The organism is Streptomyces nigrescens, from assembly GCF_027626975.1.
Classification (GTDB): Bacteria; Actinomycetota; Actinomycetes; order Streptomycetales; family Streptomycetaceae; genus Streptomyces; species Streptomyces nigrescens.
This window is the reverse complement of the sequence record NZ_CP114203.1, coordinates 8,485,537-8,503,571: the sequence shown is the minus strand read 5'-3', so window position 1 is coordinate 8,503,571 and position 18,035 is coordinate 8,485,537. Positions and strand designations below refer to the sequence as shown.

13 protein-coding genes are annotated in these 18,035 nt (G+C 72.8%); 7 read left to right on the top strand and 6 right to left on the bottom strand.

Annotated features, from left to right (window positions below; translation table 11 throughout):
• Positions 1 to 5 precede the first annotated feature (5 nt).
• On the bottom strand, positions 6 to 836 hold the full coding sequence (locus STRNI_RS37320; RefSeq protein ID WP_277412818.1) for a GNAT family N-acetyltransferase: 831 nt from the start codon (positions 834 to 836) through the stop codon (positions 6 to 8).
• 383 nt (positions 837 to 1,219) lie between these two features.
• Here STRNI_RS37320 and STRNI_RS37315 point away from each other — a divergent pair, with 383 nt between their 5' ends.
• From STRNI_RS37315 to STRNI_RS37305, 3 genes are all read left to right on the top strand, one after another.
• Positions 1,220 to 3,403, top strand: a complete 2,184-nt coding sequence (locus STRNI_RS37315) for a SpoIIE family protein phosphatase (protein ID WP_277412817.1) — start codon at positions 1,220 to 1,222, stop codon at positions 3,401 to 3,403.
• A 108-nt stretch (positions 3,404 to 3,511) separates the two neighbouring features.
• Positions 3,512 to 4,690: a MalY/PatB family protein gene (locus STRNI_RS37310; RefSeq protein ID WP_277412816.1), complete on the top strand. Its 1,179-nt coding sequence runs from the start codon at positions 3,512 to 3,514 to the stop codon at positions 4,688 to 4,690.
• A gap of 339 nt (positions 4,691 to 5,029) precedes the next feature.
• Positions 5,030 to 5,848 (top strand): IclR family transcriptional regulator, encoded by an 819-nt coding sequence (locus STRNI_RS37305; protein WP_159491206.1) that lies wholly within the window; start codon positions 5,030 to 5,032, stop codon positions 5,846 to 5,848.
• On the opposite strand, the gene STRNI_RS37300 is transcribed toward STRNI_RS37305, so the two are convergent.
• Positions 5,827 to 6,699, bottom strand: coding sequence for a fumarylacetoacetate hydrolase family protein (locus tag STRNI_RS37300; protein WP_093638145.1), 873 nt, complete (start codon positions 6,697 to 6,699; stop codon positions 5,827 to 5,829). The genes STRNI_RS37305 and STRNI_RS37300 overlap by 22 nt on opposite strands.
• A 478-nt stretch (positions 6,700 to 7,177) precedes the next feature.
• Between STRNI_RS37300 and STRNI_RS37295 the strand changes: the two genes are divergently transcribed.
• On the top strand, positions 7,178 to 8,452 hold the full coding sequence (locus STRNI_RS37295; protein ID WP_266439689.1) for a VWA domain-containing protein: 1,275 nt from the start codon (positions 7,178 to 7,180) through the stop codon (positions 8,450 to 8,452).
• Positions 8,452 to 9,273 carry a hypothetical protein gene (locus STRNI_RS37290; protein WP_148588675.1) on the top strand — a complete coding sequence of 274 codons (822 nt, stop codon included), beginning with the start codon at positions 8,452 to 8,454 and terminating at the stop codon, positions 9,271 to 9,273. Before STRNI_RS37295 ends, STRNI_RS37290 begins: the two co-directional genes overlap by 1 nt.
• Positions 9,274 to 9,438: 165 nt before the next feature.
• On the opposite strand, the gene STRNI_RS37285 is transcribed toward STRNI_RS37290, so the two are convergent.
• From STRNI_RS37285 to STRNI_RS37270, 4 genes are all read right to left on the bottom strand, one after another.
• Complete coding sequence (locus tag STRNI_RS37285; protein ID WP_277412815.1) at positions 9,439 to 10,341, bottom strand: PhzF family phenazine biosynthesis protein; 903 nt, start codon at positions 10,339 to 10,341, stop codon at positions 9,439 to 9,441.
• A gap of 80 nt (positions 10,342 to 10,421) precedes the next feature.
• Positions 10,422 to 11,792 (bottom strand): DUF5685 family protein, encoded by a 1,371-nt coding sequence (locus STRNI_RS37280; protein ID WP_277412814.1) that lies wholly within the window; start codon positions 11,790 to 11,792, stop codon positions 10,422 to 10,424.
• 390 nt (positions 11,793 to 12,182) lie between these two features.
• Positions 12,183 to 13,469, bottom strand: a complete 1,287-nt coding sequence (locus tag STRNI_RS37275; RefSeq protein ID WP_277412813.1) for a PP2C family protein-serine/threonine phosphatase — start codon at positions 13,467 to 13,469, stop codon at positions 12,183 to 12,185.
• Between the two features lie 146 nt (positions 13,470 to 13,615).
• Positions 13,616 to 14,449, bottom strand: a complete 834-nt coding sequence (locus STRNI_RS37270; protein ID WP_093638162.1) for an undecaprenyl-diphosphate phosphatase — start codon at positions 14,447 to 14,449, stop codon at positions 13,616 to 13,618.
• A gap of 513 nt (positions 14,450 to 14,962) precedes the next feature.
• Here STRNI_RS37270 and STRNI_RS37265 point away from each other — a divergent pair.
• Positions 14,963 to 16,135 (top strand): acyltransferase family protein, encoded by a 1,173-nt coding sequence (locus STRNI_RS37265; protein WP_381844788.1) that lies wholly within the window; start codon positions 14,963 to 14,965, stop codon positions 16,133 to 16,135.
• Positions 16,136 to 16,353: 218 nt separating this feature from the next.
• Positions 16,354 to 17,970 carry a helix-turn-helix domain-containing protein gene (locus STRNI_RS37260; protein ID WP_229838379.1) on the top strand — a complete coding sequence of 539 codons (1,617 nt, stop codon included), beginning with the start codon at positions 16,354 to 16,356 and terminating at the stop codon, positions 17,968 to 17,970.
• Positions 17,971 to 18,035 lie beyond the last annotated feature (65 nt).

The window sequence follows — 18,035 nt, the reverse complement described above, 5'->3', positions numbered from 1 at the left end:
GGTGCTCAGCGAGGTGGCGCTTTCGTGTCCCCGGGGACGGCGGCAGCCGGGTGATCCGACGGTGCATCCGGCGCCGGACCGCGCCGCGCCGGTTGTCCGGTGAGGTAGTGCACATACTCGTGCGCCAGGCGGAAACCGGCGGTCCAGGCGAGGAGCCGGCTGGGGCGGTTGTCGCGGGAGCAGGTCCAGCTGGGGGTGTGGCCGCGGCCGGCGACGTCCTGGCACAGGGCGGTCACACAGGCCAGGGCGAGGCGCCGGCGGCGGTGTGCGGGGTCGGTGTAGCAGGCGATGTCCTCGTACGCGGTGCCGTGGAAGTACGTACAGGCGACGGCGAGGACCTCGTCCTTCCCGAAGGCCGCCCAGCCGAGTCCGGAGGCGGCGAGACCGGCCGGGCCGCCCCAGCTGGCATGGACCCACGCCGCGTCCGGGGCGAGGGCGGCCAGCGCCGCGGCGTCCTCGGGCACCAGCCGGCGCACCGTCACCCCGTGGGGCGGGCACGGCGCCGCCACGGGCACCTGGTGCACGTACAGCATCCGCTCCCACGGCACGATCCGGCCGAAGGCGCCGCTCAGGGCCGGCAGGAAGCCGGCGGGGGCCTGCACATAGTGCGCGTCGAAGACGGCGAGGGCGTCCGGCGCCAGGGCGCGCGGGTCACCGCGGAGCAGCACATGACCGGCGCAGGAGACGGCGAGGGCGCGGGGCGCAGGGGCGCGGTCGGCCCACCAGCGGCCGGTTCCGGAGGCCGGCACATGTTCGGCCAGCGCTGCCGTCCCCGGCGACCCGGCCGCGAACCAGCGGGCGAGCGGGGGGAGCTGGTCCGGGGCGAGTTCGATCACTGCGTTCCTTGCGGTGGTCGTGGAACGGCCCGGTCCATACGGAACCGGGGCGGGCCGTCCGCTCGACGCCTGAGGCAAATCGACCGCCTGGACAATACGGGAGGAATCATCGAAGTCGGATGTGATCCCGCGCCCCCGCTCGCCGTGTCGCCGGCTCACCGGCCCGCCTTGTCGCTGGCGCCCCGCCCGCCCTGTCGCCGCTCCCCCGCCCGCCGCGTCGCCGCTTTCCCGTCCGCCGTGTCGCCGCGTCGCCGATTCCGCTGTGTCGCCGAGCGGATCCCCTCGGCGACCTTTCCGGCCGTGGCCTGGAATACGCGGAGCGGTGTGCCAGAGTGGGAGGAGGACGGACCGCGCATCGGTGCGTGCAGGAAGAGTTGCCTGTCATGTCCACTCAGTCGGATCGCCTCGGCGCGGTCACCACACATCTCAGGTCCCCGCCTCGCCGGAGCGAGGAGTACGAGGACCTCTTCGATCAGGCTCCGGTGATCTTTGCCGCACTGAGCGGCCCGTCCCATCTGCTGGAGGCGGCGAATCCGGCGTTCTTCGAGGCCTTCGGACGCGACCGTGGACGTATCGACGTGCCGCTCGGTGAGCTGATTCCCGAGCTGGCCCCGCAGGGCGTCCTCGACCGTCTCGATGAGGTCTACCGCACCGGTACCGCCTACCGGGCCCGCGCGGGGCGGCTGGTGCTCGGTGTGCCAGGGGCCGAGCGGGAGGGGTTCTTCGACTTCACCTACGAGCCCCGCCGGGACGCGTACGGCGAGATCGACGGGGTGGTCGTGATCGCGGTGGAGACCACCGCGTTCCACCACGCCCAGCTCCTGGCGGCCGAGCAGCGCCTCCTGCTGGAGCAGATCGCGGGCGACGCCCCGCTGGGCGACATCCTGACCGGCATGGCGCGGGCGATCGAGGAGCTGTCACCGGAACTGATCGTCTCGGTGCTGCTCATCGATCCCGAGGGCCGGCATCTGCTGCACGGCACCGGCCCGAGCCTGCCCGCCTTCTACAACGACGCCATCGACGGGGTCGAAATCGGTCCGGACGTCGGCTCCTGCGGTACGGCCGCCTATCTGCGCGAGCCGGTGATCGTCACCGATATCGCCACCGACGACCGGTGGAAGAACTACCGCGACCTGGCCGAGCGGGCCGAGGTCGCGGCGTGCTGGTCCACCCCGATCATGGGGACGGACGACCGGCTGCTGGGCACTTTCGCGATTTACCACCGCATCCCCAAGGCTCCCTCGGACAAGGACGTGGCCCTCAGCGGCGCCTTCGCCCGTATTGCCGCGCTGGCCATCGAGCGCCACCAGGCCATGGAGGCGGAGCGCGCCGCCCAGGAGCGGGAGAAGGCGGTCCGGGACGACCTGGCCTTCGTCCTGGAGGCCAGCACGGCCATCACCCGTGAGCTGCACTATGCCGACTGTCTGCAGTGCCTGGCCCGGCTGACCGTGCCCACCCTGGCGCCGCTGTGCACGGTCCATGTGCTGGAGGACGGCCGGACCCGGCGGATCGCCGTGGCCGCCGCCACCCGGGCCGACGAGGAGCTCCTCGCCGCCCCCGGCATGCAGGACGAGGTCGAGCGGGCGGTGGTCCGGGTACTGGCCTCCGGCGCGACGGAGACGGACCACGCCGATGTGGCACGCGGCGGCCGCCCCGTACTTCCCGGCGTCACCGGTTATGTGTCCGTACCGCTGGGCGCCCGCGGCCGCACCTTCGGGGTACTGACCCTTCTGGCCACCGGCCCGCCCCTGGACGGCCATGCGATCGCCCTCGCCGAGGAGCTGGCCCGCCGGGCCGCGTCCAGCGCCGACAACGCCCACCAGTTCACCGACCGCGTCCAGCTGGCCCGCGACCTGCAGGCCGGTCTGCTGCCTCCCGAGCTGCCCACGATTCCCGGCGCCGAGCTGGCGGCGTCCTACCACCCCGCGGGCGAAGGGCTCGATGTCGGTGGCGACTTCTACGACGTCTTCCCGCTCCCCGACAACCGCTGGGGGCTCATGATCGGCGATGTGTGCGGGCGCGGCGCCCTGGCCGCCACCACCACCGGTATGGTCCGCCACACCGCCCGCGCCGCCGCGCGGCTGCTGCACGACCCGGCGGACGTGGTCGCCGCCATCAACGACGCGCTGACCGGAAGCTCCGTCGGCGAGGACGTCTTCGTCTCGCTCGTCTACGGCGAACTGCGGCACTCCGCATCCCACCTCACGCTGGACCTGATCCGCGCCGGCCATGTCCCCCCGCTCGTCCGCCGCGCCGACGGCACGGTCGAACAACTCGCCCAGTCGGGCCTGCTGCTGGGCGTCGCCCCCGCATTCGACGGCTCCCCCTGCCACCTCGTCCTCTGCCCGGGCGACAGCCTGATCCTGGTCACCGACGGCATCACCGAGGCCCGCTCCGCCGCCGGCGAGTTCTTCGACGAGCAGCGCCTGGCCGAAGCCTTCCTCCCGGGGCACTCCACGTCCTCCGGCGCCTCCGGTCTCATCGATTCCATCAATGCCGCGGTGACCGCCTTCGCGGGCCCGTCCACCCCCGACGACCAGGCCGCGCTGGTCCTCACCGCCACCTGACCGCCACGGCACACCCGGCACCGGCCGGGGCCCGGCCCGGCGCGCACAGGTTCGCCCGATGAGCCCGCCCCTCTGCCCTTCGCCGGAGAACCTGCCTATTTTGGCCTCATGGACAGCGCGCCGCGTGACACACCCGACGACACCAACCCGCTGCACCGGCTCTCCCTCGACGCACTGCGCCGCCGTACGAGCATGAAGTGGCGCACCTATCCGGAGGACGTGCTGCCGCTGTGGGTGGCGGAGATGGACGTACCGCTGGCCGCACCGGTCGCCCGGGCGATCACGGACGCGGTGGCGCTCGGCGACACCGGCTACCCGGCGGGGAACGCGTACGCCGCGGCACTGGCCGACTTCGCCCGGACCCGGTGGGGCTGGGACGGGCTCGCCGTGGAGCGCACGGCGATCGTGCCCGATGTGATGCTGGGCATCGTCGAGATGCTCAAGCTGATCACCGGGCCGGGAGACCCGGTGGTCGTCAACTGCCCGGTCTATCCGCCGTTCTACCAGTTCGTGACGCATATGGACCGGCGCGTGGTGGAGGCCCCGCTGGGCGGGGACCTGCGGATCGACTTCACCGCGCTGGAGGAGGCGTTCCGGCATGCCGTAGCGAGCGGCGGGCGGGCCGCGTACCTGCTGTGCAGCCCGCACAATCCCACCGGTGCCGTGCACAGCGCCGAGGAGCTGACCGCCGTCGCGGCGCTGGCGGACAGGTACGGCGTACGGGTCGTCGCCGATGAGATCCATGCGCCCGTGGTGGCCCATGACGCCGCCTTCGTGCCTTATCTGAGCGTGCCCGGGGCGGAGAACGGGCTCGCGCTGATGTCGGCGTCCAAGGCGTGGAACCTGGCCGGTCTCAAGGCCGCGCTCGCCGTCGCCGGGCCCGCCGCGGCCGACGATCTGGCCCGCCTCCCGGAAGAGGTCAGCCACGGCCCCAGCCACGTCGGCATCATCGCCCACACCGCAGCCCTGCGCGACGGCCGCGACTGGCTCGACGCGCTGCGCGCCGGTATCGACGACAACCGCCGGCTGCTGGCCGGCCTGCTGGCCGAACGGCTCCCCCAGGTCCGCTACCGCCCCGCCGCCGGGACCTATCTCGCCTGGCTCGACTGCCGCCCGCTGGGCCTCGGCGACGATCCCGCAGCGGCCTTTCTCGCCCGCGGCAGAGTGGCCCTCAGCCCCGGGACGAGCTTCGGCACCGGCGGCGCCGGGCACGTCCGGCTCAACCTGGCGACCTCGCCCGGTCTGCTCACCGAGGCGGTACGGCGGATGGCCGCGGCGGTGGCCTGACCACGGCACCGAACCGCAACGGCCGTTCGCCCCGCGCCCGGTGGCCGGTGGCCGGTGGCCGGTGCCGGTGGCCGGTGCCGGTGGCCGGTGCCAGTGGCCGGTGCCAGTGGCCGGTGGCCGGTGCCGGCGAGCGCCGTGGTCCGGCCGACAGGAATCACCGTCTCCGTCCCCACACCTTGCGGAGTCCCATTCATTAGGACATGATCTCGTTCATTGCGGAGACGGGACGCGCCAATGGCTTCACGGCAGGTGCAAGTCCCAGTGGCAGCGCCGGAATTGGGTCGGTAGTGTCACTCGATCGATCGGATCCGCAGCGTTACCGGAAGGCCGAGGGCGACGATGAGCGAGTCAGAGGCGCCGGGGACCGGCCGGACGCCCGGGGGCGGGAGTTCGGGCGAGCGGGCCGCGGGCGCGCTGGACCGCGGGCTGGCGATCCTGACCCATGTGGCGGGGAACCGCGGTGTCTCGACTCCGGAGATCGCGCAGGCGCTGGGGCTGACCCGGAGCACGGCGTACCGTCTCGTCGACCGCCTGGAAGAGCAGGGCTGGCTGACCCACGCCCCGGCCGCGGGCCAGTGGCAGTTGGGGCCGACGGCCGTACGGCTCGCGTCCGCGGCGGTGGCCTCGACCAATCTGCGCGATACCGCGGCGCCCGCGCTGCGCAAGCTCGCCGAGCTCACCCAGGAGACCGTCAGCCTCGGCGTACCCAACGGCCTGACCATGGTGTTCGTCCACCGCGAGCGCGGCACCCGGCCGGCGGTGGTGACCGCCGAGCTGGGCGCCTCCCGCCCGCTGCACTCCAGCTCGCTGGGCCGCGCCTATCTGGCGGCGCTGCCGCAGCAGAAGCTGGAGGACACCCTGATCGAGCTGGTCCGCGACCCGATGTCCCCGGTGTCCGCGGCCACGGTCTCGGAGGTGCACGCCGAGGTCGAGCGCACCCGGGAGCGTGGCTGGTCCCAGGATCTGCGGGATTTCGACGAGTCGAGCTGCTGCTGCGGCGCCGCCGTCTACGACCACACCGGGATGCCGGTCGCCTGCATCAGCGTGGCAGGTGTGGCCGAACGTATGGCGCCGCTGGTGCCGACCTACGGTCCGGTGGTGGCTCAGGTGTGCCGTGAACTCTCCTCGTCCCTGGGCTACTTGCCGCCCGGTTCCTGAGGCACGGTGACGCGCCCGCCGGCACCGTCGCGCACACTGCTGCGCACCGGGTTGGCCAGCCGTCCGATCCCCTCCACCTCCGACTCCAGCAGATCGCCCGGCCGCAGGCCACGCCGCGGCCGCATGAAGTCGCCGCACCCCGCCGGGGTTCCGGTCAGCACCACATCACCGGGCCGCAGGGTGAAGAACCGGCTGAGGTAGGCGATCAGGGCCGGGACCCCGAAGACCATGTCGGCCGTCGAACCGTCCTGCACCGTCTCGCCGTTGACCCGGGTGCGGATCCGCAGCCGCTGCGGGTCCGGGATCTCGTCGGCCGTGACCAGCACCGGCCCGAAGGGGCAGAAGGTGTCCAGGCCCTTGCCCCGCAGCCACTGTCCGTCGCGCTCCTGAAGATCGCGGGCGGAGATGTCGTTGGCGACGGTGTAGCCGAAGACGTACCGCAGCGCGTCCGTCTCGGACACCTGCCGGGCCTCGGTGCCGATGACGACGGCCAACTCCGTTTCCCAGTCGACCCGTTGGGTGAGTTCAGGGTCGATGACGACCGCCTCGCCGCTGCCGATGACACTGGAGGAGAGCTTGGGGAAGAGGCGGGGCTCGGCGGGGCGCTCCCCGCCCCTCTCCTCGATGGCGTCCCGGTAGTTCATTCCGACGCCGTACAGCGCGCCCGGCCGGTACGGCAGGACCGGCACGAGGTCGGCCCCGGTGGGCAGTTGGTTCCACGACCACGGCAGGGTGCCGCCGATGACCTCCGCCAGGGAGACGGAGGGCGGTGCCAGCCGCCAGGGATCCTGGGGGGCCAGCCGGCCGGCGAGCCGGTCGCGCCCCTGGTGGGTAACGGTGGCCAGATACATGGGCTCTCCAGGGCGGTACGGCACCCGCCACGGGTGCGGCGGGGCGCTCGGCAGATGCGGGCCGGACGGATCCGGACCGATGGGAGGGAAGCCTCGGGCAGGGACAGCGGCCCGTACGCGCCTACGGCGCCGGGCACCGCACATACGGATAGGCGGTATCCGCATCTCGGCCCCACCCCTGGGTCGTCCGTGACATGATTTACTCCTCAACAACAGGGCATGTCCCAATAGTTGGGACTCAACACCATCCAGTGAGACGCGGTGTGCCGACCGTACGGGAGAGTGGTTGTCGGCCGCAATGACCGGAGCTCACGGGAAGGCGAGGAGGCCGCGGCGGCCGGGGACCGCGCCGCGGCGAGGGGAGAACGGGGGCCGGACCGTTCGGCACCGCCAGTGGCCGTTGCCCGCCACCGGCCGCTCACCGCACCGCCCTTGCGGCCGTTTTGGAGTGCGGGGCGTTTCTCCATACGATCCGGCAATGATCACAAGAAAACGGCTGGCGGCCGGGGTGTGCGGCCTGCTCGCCGCGATGGCCGTCGCGCTGCTCCCCACACCTGCCGTCGCCGGTGAACCGGAGGCGAAGTCTTCCCCCAAGGTCGAGTTGACGCTCGATGTCAGCGGCTCGATGCGGGCACGTGACATCGACGGGCAGAGCCGGATGGCCGCGGCGAAACAGGCGTTCAACGAGGTGCTGGACGCCGTGCCCGACGACGTCCAGCTCGGCATACGTACCCTCGGCGCCAACTACCGTGGCGAGGACCGGAAAACCGGCTGCAAGGACACCCGGCAGCTCTACCCGGTCGGGCCGCTCGACCGGACCGAGGCGAAGACCGCAGTGGCCACGCTCGCCCCCACCGGCTGGACGCCCATCGGGCCCGCGCTGCTGGGCGCGGCCGACGACCTCAAGGGCGGCGACGCGACCCGCCGGATCGTCCTCATCACGGACGGCGAGGACACCTGCGCCCCGCTCGACCCCTGCCAGGTGGCACGGGACATCGCCGCCAAGGGCATCCACCTCACCGTCGACACCCTCGGGCTGCTGCCGAACGCCAAGACCCGCAACCAGCTGAGCTGCATCGCGGAGGCGACCGGCGGTACCTACACCTCGGTCCAGCACACCAAGGAACTCCGGGACCGCGTACACCAGTTGGTGGACCGTGCGGCCCGGCCCGTCGTCACGCCGAAGCCGGCCGAGGGCACCCAGCAGTGTGCCGGCGCGCCGGAGCTCAAGCCCGGTGTCTACACCGACCGTGAGAAGTTCGCCGAGCACCGCTGGTACCGGGTGGCGGTCCGGCCCGGCCAGGAGCTGCGCGCTTCGGTGAGCATCGCCGCCGACCGCGCGGTCAACAACGACTACGGGGTCCTGCTGCGCGCCTCGACCGTGCACGGCCGGGAGATCGTCCGCGGTGCGGAGGCCGGCGACGGCCGTACGGATGTGATCTCTTCCGGGCTGCGCTACCCCAAGGCGCCGCTCGCGTCCTCGGACGACACGGACAAGCCCGCGACGGAGACCGTCTGCCTCCAGGTCAGCAACTCCTTCTCGGCGCCCGCCTCGGTCAAGACCGACCCGGGCATGCCGGTCGAGCTGACCGTCGACCTGGTGGACGGCCCCGACGCGGCCTCCGACGCGGCCTTCTTCGGCCTCGGCCACGGCTGGTGGTTCCTGGCCGCGATGGTGCTCACGGGGCTGGTGGCCGGTCTGCTGTGGGGCTGGATATCCCGTTGGCGTGTCACCGTCTGGAGGACCAACTGATGCGCACCCTACGCACCCTGATGACCGCCGTGCTGGCGAGCGCCGGACTCCTCGGCCTCGCGGGAACCGCCGTCGCCGACAGCCCCTCCCCCAGCGCGAGCGCCGATGCCGAGGCGGCCGCTCCGACCGAGGCCGGTACCTCCTTCCGTACCGCGACCGCCATCAAGCCGGACCAGCGGGCCACGGCCCGCGCCTCCACCGGTGACTACCTCTACTGGGTGCTGCCCGTGGACGCGGGACAGCGCGCCACCGTGAAGGCCAAGGTGACGCTCCCGCAGGCCGCCCGGCACGGCACCGCCACCTGGCAGCTCGATGTCTACGACGGGCTGCGCCGCCGCCAGGCGTGCACCTACGGCGCGCAGAGCAGGAAGGCGGCGCAGGACGCCGGGTCCGTCGAACTGTCCTGCACCCTGCGTACGGTCCGCGCCTGGGCGGAACCCTGGGCGAACGACCCGCTGCCGGGCAGCTACTACATCCGGCTGACGGTCACCGACCTGCGGAAGGACGACCTCGGTCTGCCCATCCGCGCCGAGGTCGACGCCACCACGGCCGACACGGGCGGTGCCCACGCGGTGGACGGCAGCCTCGCCGCGCCCCTGGTGCCCGGTGCCGGCACCGCGACACCGCAGCCCGAGGAGAGCAGCGCTCCCGGGACCTCCGCTGCCCTCGGCGAGCCGGACGGCGGCTGGTCCTCCGGCTGGTGGTCCGACCGCTGGATCTGGACCGCGGTGGGCGGGCTGCTCGCGGCCCTCGCCGGTATCGCCGGCTACCGCTTCACCCGGGGCTCCGGCCGCCCGTCACACGTGCCGCCGGGCGCCTGACCGACCGGGGCGGCCAGGGCACCGATCCGTGGCCGCCCCGCACCGGGTTTCCCCTCGTAAGGCTTGCTCCCGCGTGTCGGCTCCTCCCGGCGGCAGTGCGGATCTTCCGGTCCGCCCGCACCGCCCGGAGGGGACTGCCCACGCCTGGGGAGGGCACCCTCCGTCTCACCCCGGCAGGTGGAGTTCACCGGTCGCGGCCAAGGCGGCCCGGCCGGTGAGACGGGGAATGCCGTCGATGACGGTGACCCGCAGGTGCGAGGGGCGGCCGAGCGTATGCCCCTGCACGAGGGTCACCTCGTTCCCGGCCCGGCCGTGCCTGCCCAGGAGACAGGCGAGCGGGCCCGCGGCGCTTCCGGTGGCCGGGTCCTCGGTGATCCCGGCGACCGGGTTGACGAAGCGCGCGTGCACATCGGCGCCGGGCTCGGCCGGGTCGAGGGCGTACAAGTACACACCCTGGCCGCCGACTTCGGGCAGCAGCGCCCGCAGCCGGGCGGCATCCGGACGCGCGGCGTCGACCACCCCACGGTCCCGGAGCCCGACCATCAGATGCGCGGCGCCGGTGGAGACGACCTGCGCGACGGGCAGCCCGGCGGCCGCGCCGAGTTCCCGGCCGTCGACTCCGAGTGCCTCGGCGAGCGCGGCCCGGTCGGTCAGCTCGTCCCCGTACGCCGCCGCTCGCTGTTCCAAGGTGACCTCGATGAGGCCGTGCTCGTCCGCGGTGATCCCGACCGGCAGTACCTCGGTGCCGAGTTGCTGGGACCAGCGGCCGGTGCCGAGGCCCGGACCGAGCCGGCCCGCGGCGGCCAGCCACCACCAGGCACCGAGGGCGTTGTGGCCGGCCCCGAACACCTCAACGCCCGCCGCGGTGAAGGAACGCAGCCGCCAGGTGGCGCCGGGCTGGTCCGGGCGCAGCAGAAACGTCGTCTCGGCCTGATGGAATTCGCGGGCGATACGGGGCAGCAGTCCTTCGGGCAGCGGGTCGGCGTCGGGGACCAGGGCGAGCGGACTGCCTTCCAGCGGCTGATCGGTGAAGACATCCACCAAGGCGAACGGCGTACCGGCGGCCATGGCCGGGCTCCTCTCGGCGGGGTCGGATCGCGCTCCAGGCTACGCCCGGCCCTGGGTGTCCCGTGAGGCTCGGCCGGCGCTCAGCAGTTGCAGCAGGTGAGGCATTCACAGCAGCCGAGGCACTCGCAACCGCAGCCGTTGCAGTCGCAGTCGCAGTTCTGGCAGCACCCCTCGCGCTTCTTGCGCGACCACGGCCCCTCGTACTCCTCGGCACAGCAGAGCTGACAGGTGCAGCACAGCCCGATGGCGACCGCGCAGCCGGTGAAGAAGCCACGGGGCTTCTTCGGCTTCTGCGGGAACTGCGGCATCCCGCCGTCCCCACCGCCCGAGCCGCCACCGTCGCCGCCGCCCGGACCGCCGGGGGGTATCCGGCCGCCGTGGTAGGGGTTCTGCTGGCCGTTCAGATGCTGCCCGCCCTGGGCGTACGGGCCGCCGGCCGGCGCCTGGCCGTACTGCGGGGTTTGTCCGTACTGCGGGGGCTGGCCGTACTGCGGGGGCCGGCCGTACGGGCCAGGCTGGCCGGGTCCGTTCCCGTACGGGTTGCCGCCCTGACCGCCGTACGGGCCCGGCGCTCCGTGCCCCTGGTGGGAGCAGGCGGCGGTGCCGAAGGCGCGGTCCACCGACCGGCGCAGCTCGTGCACCAGCAGCACATGCACCAGGGCGGAGTCGGTGAACTCCACGTCGCGCAGGGCGAGGCGGATGCCGTGCAGGGCGTCGTCGCACAGCCGGCGGGCCTGCGCGGTGGTGGCGCCCGTGGCGGTGAGCGGGTTCCAGGCGCCCTCAGCGGCGTCGGCCGTGCGGTCCTCCACGGCGTCGAGGAGGTGGGCGAGCCGTCCGAAGAGCCGACCGGCCTCGGCCAGCGGCGCGGCGTTGCCCGGCCGGCCCGCCAGCACCGCGGTGTGGGCGAAGGCCGCGGCGGTCGCCGTCTCGGTCGGTTCCGTGATGAACGTCAGCGGCGTGCCGGGACCGGCCAGTTCCTCGATGCCCACCTGCCGGTCGACCGCGTCGACCAGCACCGCGGTGTCGAAGCCGAGGGTGGCGCCGGTGCGCGCCCCGGCCCGGTCCCATCTCGCGGCGACCTTGCGCGCGGCGGCGGCCACCGGCCGGCGGCGCAGCGCTCCGTTCCGGTCGGCGACATGGTCACGTATCTTCGCCGAGGCGAGCACGAGGGACACCGAAGCCGCCAGCCGCGCGCCCTCCCCCTTCGCCACCGAAGCGGTCCGCATCCCCCGCAGCGGGCAGGGTCCGGCGGTCCGGCGGCGGACCTCCTGAGCGCCGGACTGAGCATTCGTCAGCACCGAGACGATCAGCCCGTCGTAGTTCGTGACGACCCGGGCGAACTGCCCGTGATCGCCGCGCAGCGCAAGGCAGAGGCCACACAGATGGGCCATCCACTCCGCCTTGAGCCCTTGGGACAGACGATGGGTGCAGGGCCTGACGATTCCGAACATAGGAAACCCCCGTGAGAAGTCGGCATGGGCCGGCATGGACAGAGCCGCGGCCGGCAGCGGCGGAAAGAGCGTATCGAGCGCGCCGTTGACCTGGACACATGCCCCTTGTGCGGGGTTCCGGTGCGGCTGACGTCCCGTCATCGGGGCGGGCCGGCAGGGCATCTGCCGGGATGGCCGGCCCGGCATCTGCGAAGTGGGCGGTCGCTCCGCCTCTGCCAGGGGGTAGCAGGGGCGGAGCGACCGCGCGGCCCGGGTCCACAGGCAAAACCGGGGCCGAGCCGGGAATCGGGGAAAATCCCTCGGCTCACCCTGAGATACGCACCGCGGGTCAGGAGCGTTCAGCCGACTTCCGGATGCGTCGGGGCGTCGGTCCCGGTGCCCCGGCCGGCGTCAGTTCTCCACCGGTCCGGCCGGCTCCGCCCCCGGATGGTGACGCATCCGTGCGGCGAGGACGGCGACATCGTCCTCGGCGTGCAGCCCGTCGAGGCGGAGCAGGACCTCGTCGAGCACCTGCTCCACGTCAGCTCCGGCGGGCAGCCGCATCTTCGCCAGCCGGGACAGGGAGTCGTCGATGTCCTCACCGCGCCGCTCGATGAGCCCGTCGGTGAACATCAGCAGGGTTTCCGCGGGAGTGACGGCACGGGTGACAAGTTCGTAGCCCCCTACTCCGGTGCCCAGGGGCGGGCCGACGGGGACATCGACCAGGGAGGTGGCGCCCTCGGGGCCGATGACCGCCGGGGGGAGGTGGCCCGCGCTGGCGAACGCGGCGATTCCGCGCGCCGGGTCGACCCTGGCCAGCAGGCAGGTCGCCGGCCGGCGGGACTCCTCCCCGGCCACGGCGACATCGAGTTGCCGCAGCACCCGGTGGGGCGGCAGATCGGTCGAGGCGACATACCGGAGGTGGGAGCGGTAGGCGTTCATGTCGACCGCCGCGTCGAGCCCGTGCCCCATGACGTCCCCCATGACGAGCAGGGTGCGCCCGTAGTGGAGCCGTACCGTCTCGAACCAGTCGCCGCCGACCAGGGCGCTGGTGCCGGACGGCAGATAGCGGGTGGCCAGCTCCAGGTTGGGGTGCGGCCGGCCCGGCTCCGCGAGGAGCGCCCGCTGCAGGTCCATCGCCGTGCCCTGCACCGCGGCATACCGGCGGGCGTGGGCGAGCCGGGTGGCGGTGAGGCGTGCCAGGTGGTGCACGGTGGCGGTCTCGTGCTCGGTGAAACTGCCGCCCGCGCGCAGGGCGAGCAGCACACCGTAGCGACGGCCGTACGCCAGGAGCGGCGCCGCCACGGCCTCGGCGGAGCGGCCGCCGGGCAGGACCGCGGCCACGGTGACCGGCCGCTCTTCGTCCAGCGCCCGCAGGGAGGGTGATGTGCCCCCGGGCCGTCCCGGTCCCTCGTCCGGGAACTGCGCCTCCAGCACCTTCACCAGACCTGCCGTCGCGACGCGGGTGAGCGCCGCCGGGGACGGGGTCCGCGCCCCGGTGCCCGGCTCGGTGAGCAGCTCCACCGCCGCGGCGTCACACAGGTGCCGGCACAGGAACCGGGCCAGCTCGGCACAGATGGTCTGCTCGTCCAGGGTCGTGCCGATCTCCTCGGCGGCCTCTTCCGCCGCGTGCAGACGGGCCAGTACGCGGGCGTGATCGGCGTCCCGGTCCGCCTCCGCGCCATCCCGGTTCGACAAGGCCACCTCCAGGGCACTGCGGCCCGCCGCGCGCGGGGCGCTCCTCATGCACCCATACCATCAGCAAGCCGGCATCACGGCCCGCCGTGGCGGCCGCGCCGGATCCTCCGTGCGGCCGAGAGCGACACCCCGGGCCTTTCGGGCCGTCAGCTGAGGACGCCCGTGCCCAGCAGGCCGAAGAGCAGCGCGCCGACGAGGATCCGGTAGAGGACAAAGGAGTTGAAGGAGTGCTTGGCCACGAACTTCAGCAGCCAGGCGATCGAGGCGTAGGCGACGCCGAAGGAGACGACGGTGCCGATGGCCAGCGGCGCGACGGCCGCGCCGGTGCCGAGGGCGTCCTTCAGTTCGTAGATCCCGGCGCCGGTGAGGGCCGGGATGCCGAGGAAGAAGGACAGCCGGGTGGCCGCGACACGCTCCAGGTCGAGCAGGAGGGCGGTGGACATGGTCGCGCCGGAGCGGGAGAAGCCGGGGAAGAGGAGGGCGAGGATCTGTGAGCAGCCGACGAGCATCGCGTCCTTGAGCGAGGTGTCGTCCTCACCGCGCTTGTGACGGCCCCTGCGGTCCGCCGCCCACATCACGCCGCTGCCGAGGATCAGAGAGCCGGCCACCACCCAGAGCGAGGCGAGCGGGCCCTCGATCAGCGGCTTGGCGGCCAGACCGACGACGACGATCGGGAGGGTGGCGTAGATGACCCACCAGGCGAACTTGTAGTCGTGGTGGTAGCGCTCCTCACGGTCACGCAGCCCACGGAACCACGCGCCCATGATGCGCACGATGTCCTTGAAGAAGTAGACGAGTGCCGCGGTGATCGCTCCGACCTGGATGACCGCGGAGAAGGCGACGACCGTCTTGTCGCCGACGGGGATGCCCATCAGGCCTTCGGCGATCTTGAGGTGGCCGGTGGAGGAGACCGGGAGGAATTCCGTCACCCCCTCGACGGCTCCGAGGACGACGGCCTGGCCGATGCTGATCGCGCTCATGGGTTCCATTCCGGGTGGTCGGTGAGGTGACTGTACTGGCGCTGTCGCGGTCCGGCCGGAGGGCGACGCGCCGCGAACCGCCGCGGCACCGCCCCGGGAGGACGGCGAGCGCCGGTGCGGAAGGCCTCACCGGCGGGCCCGTACGGAGAAAGATGGCTCACGACGGCAACATCAGGTGGCGGCGGGCCGCCGTGATCCGATACGCATGAACGCAGCCCGTGGCCAACGGTGAACAGGGCACGGACGGCCGGGCCTTGAGCCACCTCGCCCGCCCCTCCCGTGCCGGGCCGGGGTGCGTCCCACGCATCCCGGCGTCTACAGTTCACCGTTGGTCTACAAAACTGTAGACGACCAGGGGGAGGAAAGGGCACGCCCACAAGGCGCCTCACCCGTCCCGCAGAAGTCCACCCGAGGAGCCGGTATGCCGCGCACCGTGACCGTCATGGCCATCGCCCCCACCAACGCGGCAAGAGCGCCACGGCGGCCGACGGACCGCTGGGAGGCCGTGTCGTGATACCCGCTCCCCGGACCGCCGCCCGGCAGGGCACCGATCAGCTCGCCCCGGCCGGGCCGCCCGCCACCCCGGCGCGCCACCCCGCCGGCACCTCGGGCGAACCGGCGCCGCCCGCCCCGGCCAAACAGCGCGACGCCTTCTTCGACAACGCCAAATATCTGGCCATTGTGCTGGTGGCCATCGGACATGCCTGGGAGCCGTACTACCACGGCAGCCGGACCGCGGCGTCGCTCTATCTCTTCGTCTACGCCTTCCACATGCCCGCGTTCACCGTCATCTCCGGCTATTTCTCGCGCAGTTTCGATATGCGCCGCGACCGGCTGCAGCGGCTGCTCACCGGCGTCGCCGTCCCGTTCGTCATCTTCCAGACGACCTTTGCGCTCTTCCGGTACTGGGGCGGTGACACGGAGAGCTTCACCCTCAGCATGCTGGACCCGTGGTTCCTCACCTGGTTCCTGGCGGCCCTGTTCATCTGGCGGCTCACCGCACCGCTGTGGCGGATCGTGCGCTGGCCGGTGCCGCTGGCCCTCGCGATCGCCGTCGGGGCTTCCGTGTCCCCGGACATCGGCACCGCACTCGACCTCCAGCGGGTCCTGCAGTTCCTGCCGTTCTTCGTCCTCGGCATGTGCCTGAAAGCGGAGCACTTCAGCCTGGTGCGCCGCTGGCCGGTGCGGATCGCCGCGGTGCCCGTCCTCGCGGGGGCGCTGGTCTTCGCGTACTGGGCGGTGCCCCGGATGAACGACGCATGGTTCTACCACACCGACAGCGCCGAGAACCTGGGCGCTCCCTGGTGGATCGGTGCGCTGATGCAGCCGGCCATGTTCGGCTGCTCGCTGGTGCTGACGGCCTGCTTCCTGGCCTGGGTGCCGGGGCGCCGGATGTGGTGCACCGCGCTGGGCGCCGGCACCCTCTACGGCTATCTGCTGCACGGCTTCCTCGCCAAGGGCTCCCGCTGGTGGGGCTGGTACGACGCCGGCTGGGTCCACACCCCGTGGGGCGCCGCCGTCGTCACCTTCATCGGCGGAGCGGTGGTGACACTGCTGTGCACGACACCGGTGCAGCGTGTCTTCCGCTTCGCCATGGAGCCGAAGATGAGCTGGGCGTTCAGGGCGGAGCCCCGGACCGGTGCGGCGGCGGCCCCTGCCGGGAAGCAACCGTCCACGCCGCCCTAAGGGCCTGTCTTCAAAGTCCCGTCTGCCTCGCGGCCCCGGATTGCCCCGACGCAGCGCAGCAGTACTGTTGGCGTGGCTCATACCTGTGGTGGTGGCTCCATCTTGGGCCGGTCGAGTGCTTGACATCACATGATCGGAAGTCCTGCGAGAGGGCCAGCAGCCCTACGAGCCCCGGCCAACCGAACCCTGCAGAGGCGCCGATCATGGATCCAGCTGCCGTGGCATCGCCACCCCGTACGGGCATCAGCCTGCGCCAGTTGCTGATGTCGCTGGGCGAGCCCCTGGTGGAGCTGCAGGCCGCGCCCGACGGGCTGGACGTCGAGATCCGCAGCGTCGCGCTGCTCGACCCCGAGGACCCGCCGATGGCCCACCCCGGCGAGCTGATCCTCGCCATAGGCGCACGGGGCCGCGCGGCGTTCCCCGCGCTGCGGGCCGGCGGACGCGACGGGGCCGCTGCCGTGGCGGTCAAGCTGGACGCTCCCGGGCAGGCCGCGGCGCTCAGTGCGACCGCCGTCGAGGCGGGCATCGCGCTGCTGTCCGTACGCAGTGAAGCGCGCTGGGAACAGGTGGACGCGCTGGCCCGGGCGGCGCTGGAGAGTGCGCCGCAGGGGCGCCCCGGCGAGGGGGCCGAGGAGGGCGATCTGTTCGCGCTCGCCCAGACCACCGCCATCCTCACCGGCGGCATCGTCAGCATCGAGGACACGGCCAACCGCGTGCTCGCCTACTCCCGCTCCGCCGACGACGACGAGGTCGATGACCTGCGGCGGCGGTCCATCCTGGGCTGGCACGGCCCGGAGGCGTATCTGTCGCGGCTGCGCGAGTGGGGTGTGTTCCAGCGGCTGCGCACCTCCGACGACGTGATCAACATCGACGCCCACCCCGAGCTGGGGATCCGCCGTCGGCTCGCGGTGGCCATCCGTTCCGGGGAACGACAGCTGGGCGTCATCTGGGTGCAGGAGGGGTCCTCACCGCTGACCGAGCGCGCGGACCAGGCGCTGCTGGGCGCGGCCCGGGTCGCCGCACTGCATCTGGTGCGCCGCCGCCGGGAGCTCTCCGCCGATCTGACGCTGACCCGCACGCTCGCGGCCGGACTGCTGGAGGGCAGCACCGGACCCCAGCCGCTGGCGAGCCACCTGGCCCTGGACGCGGCCCGGCCGGCCGCCGTCCTGGGCTTCTCGTACGGGGCGGCCGGGACCACCCCACCGGAGCTGGCCCGCGGTGAGGTCAGCAACCTGATCTCGGTGCACACCGCCGCCCGGCACAGCAGCTCCGTGGTCACCCAGGTCGATACACGGATCTATGTGCTGCTGCCGCAGCTGCCGCGCAGCATCGACACCGGCACGCTGCGCGGCTGGGGGCAGGAGATCACCGACGCCGCCGGCCGTCACCTGGGCCTGTCGCTGCGCGGCTCCGTCGGCTGCATCGTGCCGGGGCTCGGGGAGATTCCCGAATCACGCCGGGAGGCGGACCGGATCCTCGACGCCATGCTGAGCGTCGGCGTCGCCACCACGGTCGCCGCGCTGCCGGACATCCAGGCCGAGGTGCTCGTCAGCGAAGTGCTGGCGCTGCTGTCCGCGCACCCCGAGATGCGCGACCCCCGGCTGACCGCGCTGGTCACCCATGACGCCCGTAACCAGGGGCAGTTGGCGGAAACCGTGCTCGCCTACCTGAACGCCTTCGGCGATGTACGGGCCGCCGCCACCGAGCTGCATGTGCACCCCAACACGCTGCGCTACCGGATCCGCCGGGCCGAGGATCTGACCGGTCTCGACCTCAGCCGCCCGGATCAGCGGCTGCTGGCCATGCTCCAGCTGCGGCTGCCGCCCGCCGACTGAAACGGGGCGCGCGGCGCTACGGCGGTCCGCTGGGGGGACCGCGTCGGGCATCCGTCTCTCCGCGG